Annotated in this window: 6 protein-coding genes, 6 tRNA genes and 1 rRNA gene; 1 reads left to right on the top strand and 12 read right to left on the bottom strand. The window is 33.1% G+C overall.

What is annotated here, in order from left to right:
- The first annotated feature begins 89 nt into the window (after window positions 1-89).
- Window positions 90-1,214, top strand: coding sequence for a DUF6681 family protein (locus tag CD147_RS08740; RefSeq protein ID WP_103167012.1), 1,125 nt, complete (start codon window positions 90-92; stop codon window positions 1,212-1,214).
- Between the two features lie 104 nt (window positions 1,215-1,318).
- On the opposite strand, the gene CD147_RS08735 is transcribed toward CD147_RS08740, so the two are convergent.
- From CD147_RS08735 to rrf, 12 genes are all read right to left on the bottom strand, one after another.
- Window positions 1,319-2,179 (bottom strand): HAD family hydrolase, encoded by an 861-nt coding sequence (locus CD147_RS08735; RefSeq protein ID WP_103167011.1) that lies wholly within the window; start codon window positions 2,177-2,179, stop codon window positions 1,319-1,321.
- 336 nt (window positions 2,180-2,515) lie between these two features.
- Window positions 2,516-4,321, bottom strand: coding sequence for a glutamine--fructose-6-phosphate transaminase (isomerizing) (gene glmS / locus CD147_RS08730; protein WP_103167010.1), 1,806 nt, complete (start codon window positions 4,319-4,321; stop codon window positions 2,516-2,518).
- Between the two features lie 730 nt (window positions 4,322-5,051).
- Entirely contained in the window at window positions 5,052-6,404 is a 1,353-nt protein-coding gene (gene glmM, locus CD147_RS08725; protein ID WP_103167009.1) for a phosphoglucosamine mutase, read from the bottom strand.
- A gap of 28 nt (window positions 6,405-6,432) precedes the next feature.
- Complete coding sequence (locus tag CD147_RS08720; protein ID WP_103167008.1) at window positions 6,433-7,365, bottom strand: CdaR family protein; 933 nt, start codon at window positions 7,363-7,365, stop codon at window positions 6,433-6,435.
- Window position 7,366: 1 nt separating this feature from the next.
- Window positions 7,367-8,173 (bottom strand): diadenylate cyclase CdaA, encoded by an 807-nt coding sequence (gene cdaA / locus CD147_RS08715; RefSeq protein WP_103167007.1) that lies wholly within the window; start codon window positions 8,171-8,173, stop codon window positions 7,367-7,369.
- Window positions 8,174-8,333: 160 nt separating this feature from the next.
- Window positions 8,334-8,406, bottom strand: a tRNA-Lys gene (locus CD147_RS08710).
- A 3-nt stretch (window positions 8,407-8,409) separates the two neighbouring features.
- Window positions 8,410-8,484: transfer RNA gene (locus CD147_RS08705), tRNA-Gln, on the bottom strand.
- Window positions 8,485-8,493: 9 nt separating this feature from the next.
- Window positions 8,494-8,577 (bottom strand) — tRNA-Tyr (locus CD147_RS08700).
- A gap of 10 nt (window positions 8,578-8,587) precedes the next feature.
- Window positions 8,588-8,663: transfer RNA gene (locus CD147_RS08695), tRNA-Val, on the bottom strand.
- A gap of 7 nt (window positions 8,664-8,670) precedes the next feature.
- Window positions 8,671-8,745 (bottom strand) — tRNA-Glu (locus CD147_RS08690).
- A gap of 1 nt (window position 8,746) precedes the next feature.
- Window positions 8,747-8,821, bottom strand: a tRNA-Asn gene (locus CD147_RS08685).
- Between the two features lie 12 nt (window positions 8,822-8,833).
- A 5S ribosomal RNA gene (rrf, locus tag CD147_RS12635) occupies window positions 8,834-8,913 on the bottom strand; the annotation flags it as partial.

Here is an 8,913-nt window from a genome sequence, read left to right as displayed (position 1 = left end):
CACTTAATTCATCAATATGTTAGATATTGTTTTAAAAAAATCATAAATTTTGATATTGTATTTATATTACAGAAAAGGAGTGCTTATCTTTGTTCAAATATCATAGTTCGGCATTAAAAAATGCTATGCCGCAAATTTTAAAGACTATTCTTTTTAGTATAGTAAGCTTTATAGTCGTATTTGCGGTTTTTGTTGTTGCTAGAACATTCTTTATGCAATACTTTATGCAAATGCAACTAGCAGCGCAATTACAACAGTCACCGGGTTCATACTTATTTATAATGATATTAGCTCTACTTATAGGGTTATTATTCTTCATATTTGCAGGTTACCAATTACTTGCTGGCGCAATTAATGTTATTGCTAAAGCTGTTAAAAAAGAAAAAATTCAATTTACTGATTTATTTTTCGTCTTTAAGAAAGGTAAATACGGTAAAAGCATTATTCTAGCGCTTATCTCAATAGTAATTTTTGTAATTATGTACTTGCTTATTATGGCTTTAAATCGTTTATTTAATTTTGCATTAACGCCATTATTCACTTCTGTTCAATCAGCAGTAAGTTCATCTGATAATGCTATTGCAATCTTATTAACAGTACAAATTATTCTAGTAGTTATCATGGGCTTAATCACATCATTAGTATCTTGGTTCTTCTTTATACTTATGATTAATTACACAGCATCATTAGCTCAAGATGGCCATTCAAAAGCGTTAGACCATTTTAAAGATGGTTTCAAAGGTATTAAAAATGGACATAAAACGTGGTTAAAATTCTTTATTGCAGTAATCCTGCTTAATTTAATCATTATACTTATTACTCAACCACTTGGTACATTAATCTCAGTGGCAACTGGTAATATGTCTCAAAAAGTTGCGCAAGTAATCTTATATGTTGCTCAAATTATTATCATAATTTTACGCTTCGTTCTATACTATATTATTATAATGGGTATTGTTTATTACTTCGTAAAACGTGGTGAAAAGTTAAATCCAACTTCTAAAACTAAGAAGAAAGATAAAAAAGCTAAACACGATGTAGAAGAAAATAAAACTACACTAACTAATAAAGAAGTAAATAATCATACTACTAAAACGTCATCTAGTGTTAAAGATGATGTTCATACTAAAACAAGTGATGCAACTAATAAAGTAAAATATCATTCTGATGACGCTAAAAATCATGTTGATAATCATATGAATAAAGATAAATAGAATATAAGAGGTTAGATTAAATGAGTAACCCTCAAATGATATCTTTAATAATATCATTTGAGGGTTACTTCAATTTACAGCAAAATAGAATTCATTTAATGTAGTTATTTTAAAAATTTATCTTCTAAATATAATGCTGCCCCGTCTTCTTCATTAGTAAACTGCGTGGATTCGTCAGTAATAGCTTTAATTTCTGGTCTAGCATTACTCATTGCTACACTATATCCACCAAAAGCAAACATTGCTCTATCATTGTCACTGTCGCCAATGACAAGGGTCTCTTCTTGTTTGATTCCAAAGTGACTAATCATTTCTTTAATACCTGTACTCTTATCAGTGTTATAAGCCATTGTTTCAGCATTGAATCGTGAAGAGTTTGAAACACTAATATTTAATAATACTTGATTTTGAATAAGTTCGTCTCTGAAGTTAGTAATCTTCTCTAAGTTAGTAGTAAATAAGTAGATTTTAGCATAGTCATCTTCAGGAATTTCATCTCGCCAATCAATCTTCCCTGCCATGGCATCTAGACGTGATTTCCATTCACTCTCACTTACGTTATTCGGAGGAGTAGCACCTTGAATCATATTATTCATCCATAATTGATCTTCTTTTAGAGAAATTCTAGCTTTATCAAATGGGAATACTTCATAATATATTTCTTGTTGTTGAGCTAAAGATACAATACGTTTCACACTATCTGTAGTTAAACTATGTTTAAATAGATTGTTATCATTAATTTCCCCACTTGTCCCGTTAGAACTTATAATTCCATCAACCTCGAAATTTTCAGGAACTAAGTTATGAATTTCAGAATATGAACGTCCTGTAGCAAGAAACACTTTATATCCGTTTTCTCTTAATTGATCAATGACAGACTTAGTTTTGTTTGTAGCTTTATTATCTTCATGCAAGATTGTGCCATCCATATCTAAAAATATCGCTTTTATGTGTTCTAATGTCATCTTTGTCTTCTCCTTTACTTATCTTTCTTAAAATTGTGTCACTATTTACCTGAAAGTGCAATTACAATATTATTTTAAAATAAACTAATTTTTCTAAAATAAAAATAGAAGCAACACTAAAGACTATACTGAATACCCACTTATTAATTAAAATAAAAGGGAGTGGAACAGAAATCTAATGTAATATCAAAGATTTTGTCGTCCCACCCTGGAAAGGTTGACTAGGAATGAAGAAAGTGAGGCTCGAACGCATCTTCATTTCAGACAACTACTGCCATAACTAAAGGCTGAACCATTTTTTTATTAATGGCTCAGCCTCCTGTAGTTAAAACAATATTATTCAACTGTAACAGATTTAGCTAAGTTACGTGGTTTATCTACGTCTAAATCTCTGTGTAACGCAGCATAATACGCAATTAATTGCATTGTAACTACTGAAACTAATGGTGTTAATAGTTCATGAACATGAGGGATAACATAAGTGTCTCCTTCTTTCTCTAAACCTTCCATAGAGATGATACATGGGTTTGCACCACGAGCTGCTACTTCTTTAACATTACCACGAATTGATAAGTTAACATTTTCTTGTGTAGATAGTGCAATCACTGGCGTTTGGTCTTCAATTAAAGCAATTGTACCATGTTTTAATTCGCCACCTGCAAATCCTTCAGCTTGAATATATGAAATTTCTTTAAGTTTTAATGAACCTTCTAAGCTTACGTTATAGTCCATTGTACGTCCGATGAAGAATGCATTGCGTGTAGTTTCTAAGAAATCTTTAGCAATTTGTTCCATTTTAGGTGTATCGTCAACGATTGTTTCAATCGCTGTAGTAACTTTAGCTAATTCTCTAAGTAAGTCGATATCATTATCGCGACCATGCGCTTGGGCAACTACTTGAGATAAGATAGACAATACTGCAATTTGAGCAGTATATGCTTTAGTAGAAGCAACTGCGATTTCTGGGCCAGCATGTAATAATAATGTGTGGTCCGCTTCACGTGATAATGTTGAACCTGCTACGTTTGTCACTGTTAATGATTTGTGACCTAATTTGTTTGTTTCAACTAACACAGCACGGCTATCTGCTGTTTCACCTGATTGTGAAATATAGATGAATAATGGTTTTTCAGATAATAAAGGCATATTATATACGAATTCTGAAGCTACATGTACTTCAGTAGGTACGCCAGCCCATTTTTCAAGGTATTCTTTACCAACTAATCCCGCATGGTAACTTGTTCCTGCAGCGATAATGTAAATACGGTCTGCTGCCGCTACATCTTTAACGATTTCTGGATCGATTTTTAAATCGCCATTATCATCTTCATATTCTTGGATAATACGACGCATTACTGCTGGTTGTTCGTTAATTTCTTTTAACATGTAATGATCATAAATACCTTTTTCAGCATCTGATGCATCGATTTGAGCAGTATATGTGTCACGATCTTGAACATTTCCTTCTTGATCTTTAATTGTAACGCTATCTTTTTTAACAATTACAATTTCATGGTCATGAATTTCTTTGTATTTATTAGTTACTTTAATCATTGCTAAAGCATCTGATGCGATAACATTGAAACCTTCGCCTACACCAACTAATAATGGTGATTTATTTTTAGCTACATAAATAATATCGTTGTCTTGGTTATCTAATAGTCCTAAAGCATATGAACCATGTAATAACGATACTACTTTAGTGAATGCTTCTTCAGTTTCTAAACCTTTATTTGAAAAATGTTCAACTAATTGAACAATGACTTCAGTATCTGTTTCAGATTGGAATGTTACATCTGATAAATACTCATTTTTTAACTCTTCATAGTTTTCAATAACGCCGTTATGAACTAATGTAAAACGTTCATTAGTTGATTGATGTGGATGAGAGTTTACTGTACTTGGTACACCATGTGTTGCCCAACGAGTGTGACCGATACCAACGTGACCATCAGTGTCATTATCGTCTGCAACTCCTCTTAATTCAGCAATACGACCTTTTTCTTTAAATACTGTAGTGCCTTCTTCGTTTGCTACAGCAATACCAGCAGAGTCATATCCTCTGTATTCTAATTTTTCTAAACCTGACAATAATAATTCTTTGGCATTATCATAACCAATATATCCTACAATTCCGCACATAAAATTTCCCTCCATATTTAATGGCTATAATAATTTTATCTGTTATATAAAATTATTATTTTACTTGATAAGAGATTCTAGAGTTGTGTAATAAAATTTAGTTATACTTTAATTTAAATCTCTAACTTCCTTACCCTGTTTAACCATTTTTAGTTCTATAAAAATTATTCATTATAGGCATTCTTATTATTTTTGTGCATTTAGTCACCTAAATGTTTTAATTAATAAGCTTACGAATGTGCCTTCATCCGGAATAGTACCCGCCGATATATTCGATGACTATTCTCCTCGTCTGCAATTTAAACGGATGATCTATAAGAATTCTCATATTTAATTCTTAATGATTGATACACCAATTAATTGCCCTGGCGCTTTAGTTATTTATTTATTTTTCCTCCTTTCAATATTATTTATTTTACACTTTTCAAACAAACGAATGCAAATACTTTCACATTTATTTTATATTTTTTTAAACAATATACGGCATATAACTATATTAAATGATTAACTAATTAGAATTATTATATTTTTTAAAAATCAAAAATTAAAATCCTGAATATGTAAGCGTTTTTATATAATAATTAACAGCTATATTTATAGAATTTACATTATGATAGTACGAAAGAAGAAAATAAGTTTCAAACGTGTTTGAATCGAAGTTAATTACTAATAAAACTAAAGGCTGAGCCATTATTATATTAACGACTCAGCCTTCTCATTATTTAAATATTTATTCTAAACCCATTTTTTCTTCGACTACTTTAGCAATACGTTGAGCGTAATCTTGTGCTTTTTCATCTGTAGCTGCTTCTACCATTACACGTACTAACGGTTCAGTTCCTGAAGGTCTAACTAAAATTCTTCCTTCACCATTCATTTCTGTTTCAACTTCATTCATTACTTGTTTAACATCTTCATTCTCTTCTACATGATGTTTATCAGTAACTTTAACATTAATTAATGATTGAGGATATTTTTTCATTTGTGCTGCTAATTCACTTAATGGTTTACCACTCATTTTAATAACTGCAGCTAGTTGCACACCAGTAAGCAAACCATCACCTGTAGTATTATAATCCATCATTACAATATGGCCTGATTGTTCGCCGCCTAAATTGTAATTTCCACGACGCATTTCTTCTACCACATATCTGTCTCCAACTTTAGTTTTGTTAGATTTGATACCTTCATTTTCAAGAGCTTTATAGAAACCTAAGTTACTCATTACAGTAGATACTATCATATCATTATTTAATTCATGATTTTTATGCATTTCTCGACCGATAACGAACATGATTTGATCACCGTCAATAATGTTTCCTTTTTCATCGACAGCAATCAAGCGATCTCCATCTCCGTCAAAAGCTAAACCAAAATCACTTTCAGTTTCTAATACCTTTTCAGCTAATAATTCAGGATGTGTTGATCCACAGTCATCATTAATATTATAACCGTCAGGGCTACAACCTATAGTCTCAGTATCAGCTTCTAAATCTCCGAACAAGAATGGAGCTAGTGCTGATGTTGAGCCATTTGCGCCATCTAATGTAATTTTTAAACCTTCTAAATCTACATCAATTGTAGACTTTAAGTAACTTAAGTATTTTTGAGCACCTTCATAGTAATCGGAAAAATGTGCAATTTCTTTACCTACTGGTCGTGGTAAATCTGGATTTTCTTGATCAAGTAATGTTTCAATTTCATTTTCTTGATCATCTGATAATTTAAAACCATCTCCACCAAAGAATTTGATACCATTGTCAGCTACTGGATTATGTGAAGCTGAAATCATCACGCCCAATTCTGCGCCCATTTCACGTGTTAAGTATGCTACTCCAGGAGTAGAAATAATACCCAAACGCATAACTTCCGCACCTATTGAAGCTAAGCCGGCGATTAAAGCTGATTCTAACATTTCGCCTGAAACGCGCGTATCTCTACCTACTAGTACTTTAGGTCTTTCTTCTCCTTTATTATGCGCCAATACGTAACCACCATAGCGCCCTAGTTTAAATGCTAATTCAGGTGTTAATTCTTTGTTAGCAACACCTCTAACTCCATCAGTACCAAAATATTTTCCCATTTTTAATACTCCTTTATATAATGTATATTTATTTCAAATTAATATATGCTGTTACTTCTTTAGGTTCAGTTTTTTTAACGTTACTAGGTAACTTTAGATCTACTTTTTTCTCGGTTGATTCAGTAACATCATCTAAGTTGACTGTTCCTTCAATTTCACTGACATTTTGTAACTCATCTCTGTTGCCATAGAGCTCTATTTCTTTATCTGCTAACGTAATGTCATCTAAGCTTTTGTTATTAGGTAAGCTACCCTTTGTGCGAATCTTGACATCAACCTTTTTACTATAAGGTTCTAATTGCACGTTTAACTTTACTTCGTCCGTTTGTACTTTAACATCTAATTTGTTTAGTTGCTTATCGAAGGCTATAACGTCTGCTACATCTGAAGTATCTTCACTTATTTTAGTAGCATCTTTATATGCAGCCTTTAAATATGCAATCTTATCTAGTTGTTCTTTACCCCCTGTGACTTTAACAGAATCAGGTTCCACGGAACTATGTTTTACTTTATAATCTGAATTAATATCATTTTTACTAATATCCGCTTGGACATGCATTGTTTTTGTCTTCTTATTCTCTAAAGTAACATAAGCTCGCTTAGGCTTAACATTATAATTAATGTCGTTACTAAGACCTTTAAGAATATAATCTTCTTTATAATTACCAGCCTTAGCATTAGATAAATCAACGACAACTTTTATATCATCAGCATCTTCAATTTTTAATAGCTTAGACTGTGGACCTGAAATAGTAACATTGACCGTATCAGGGGCTTTAGTAACATGAAGATTTTTAGAGTCATACAGTATTTCAACAGGAACATCTTCTATAGTTTTAGAGGAGTTCTGTGATAAATTATCATTACTAAAGACATTACCAAATACATTGTTAACAGATAAATAGAAAAATATAGCTAATATTAAAGCTATAAATCTAAGCCCCCACTTACTCTCAAGCATGTTATTTCACACCTTTCTTTTGAAAGTGCGTTCCAAACCAATGTTCAGCCAATAATTCTTCAAATACTTCTGTCGAAATGTCTCTTCTTAATTTACCATCAAATGTAACTGAAATAGATCCTGTTTCCTCTGAAACTACTATTGTAAAAGCATCTGATACTTCAGAGATACCAACAGCTGCTCTGTGCCGAGTACCTAAACTTTTAGATATTTTAGCACTATCTGATAAAGGTAAATAACTTGCTGCACTTGCAATCTTAGAATTTTGGACTATCATTGCTCCGTCATGCAAAGGCGTATTTGGAATAAAAACATTTATCAATAATTCTTGCGATATTTCAGAATTCATTGCAATACCTGTTTCAATATAATCCTGTAGCCCTGTTTCTTTTTCAAAAACGATAAGCGCGCCAATACGTCTTTTAGACATGTATTGCACAGCTTTTGACACCGCTTGAATCAACTTCTCTTCATCATGACTGTAAGTATTAGTATACCGTTTAAATAAACTTCCACGCCCTAACTGTTCAAGCGCGCGTCTAATTTCCGGTTGGAATATAACTATAAGCGCCAACACTCCCCATTGAATGACTATATCAAATAATTTAGAGGTAGCAGTTAAGTTTAGAATTTTACTCACTTGTTGCCCAATTACTATAAATAAAATACCTTTAAGTAACTGTATAGCTTTAGTTCCCTTAAATACAGTTATGAGAAGATAAAGGACATACCATACAATAAGTAAATCTAGTACACTTGTGATAACTTTTAATGTACTAAGATTATCAAAAAAGTTGGAAAAATCCATGACATCTCCTCCGAATATATTTTTCCATAGACATAATTATACCAATGTTAACCATAACTGTCATATGAACAAATAAATTGTATTAAAAAATATGCTTTGAATAAAGACATTTATACAAAATAAACAAAAAAATAGCACCCCATATAGGAGTGCTAACGAGTGAGCCATAGAGGATTCGAACCTCTGACCCTCTGATTAAAAGTCAGATGCTCTACCAACTGAGCTAATGGCTCTAATGGCTGGGCTAGCTGGATTCGAACCAGCGCGTGACGGAGTCAAAGTCCGTTGCCTTACCGCTTGGCTATAGCCCATTATTAAAATGGTGGAGGGGGGCAGATTCGAACTGCCGAACCCGAAGGAGCGGATTTACAGTCCGCCGCGTTTAGCCACTTCGCTACCCCTCCGACTTATAAATGGTGGAGAATGACGGGATCGAACCGCCGACCCTCTGCTTGTAAGGCAGATGCTCTCCCGGCTGAGCTAATTCTCCAAAAAAATGGTGACTCCTACGGGACTCGAACCCGTGTTACCGCCGTGAAAGGGCGGTGTCTTAACCGCTTGACCAAGGAGCCATGGCTCCGCAGGTAGGATTCGAACCTACGACCGATCGGTTAACAGCCGATAGCTCTACCACTGAGCTACTGCGGAATAATATTAATTGCCTGGCAACGTCCTACTCTAGCGGAACGTAAATCCAACTACCATCGGCGCTAAGGAGCTTAACTTCTGTGTTCGGCATG

It is taken from the genome of Staphylococcus devriesei, from assembly GCF_002902625.1.
GTDB classification, from domain to species: domain Bacteria; phylum Bacillota; class Bacilli; order Staphylococcales; family Staphylococcaceae; genus Staphylococcus; species Staphylococcus devriesei.
Note: the sequence above shows the minus strand (reverse complement) of the source record. Positions and strands in the feature narration are given on the sequence as shown.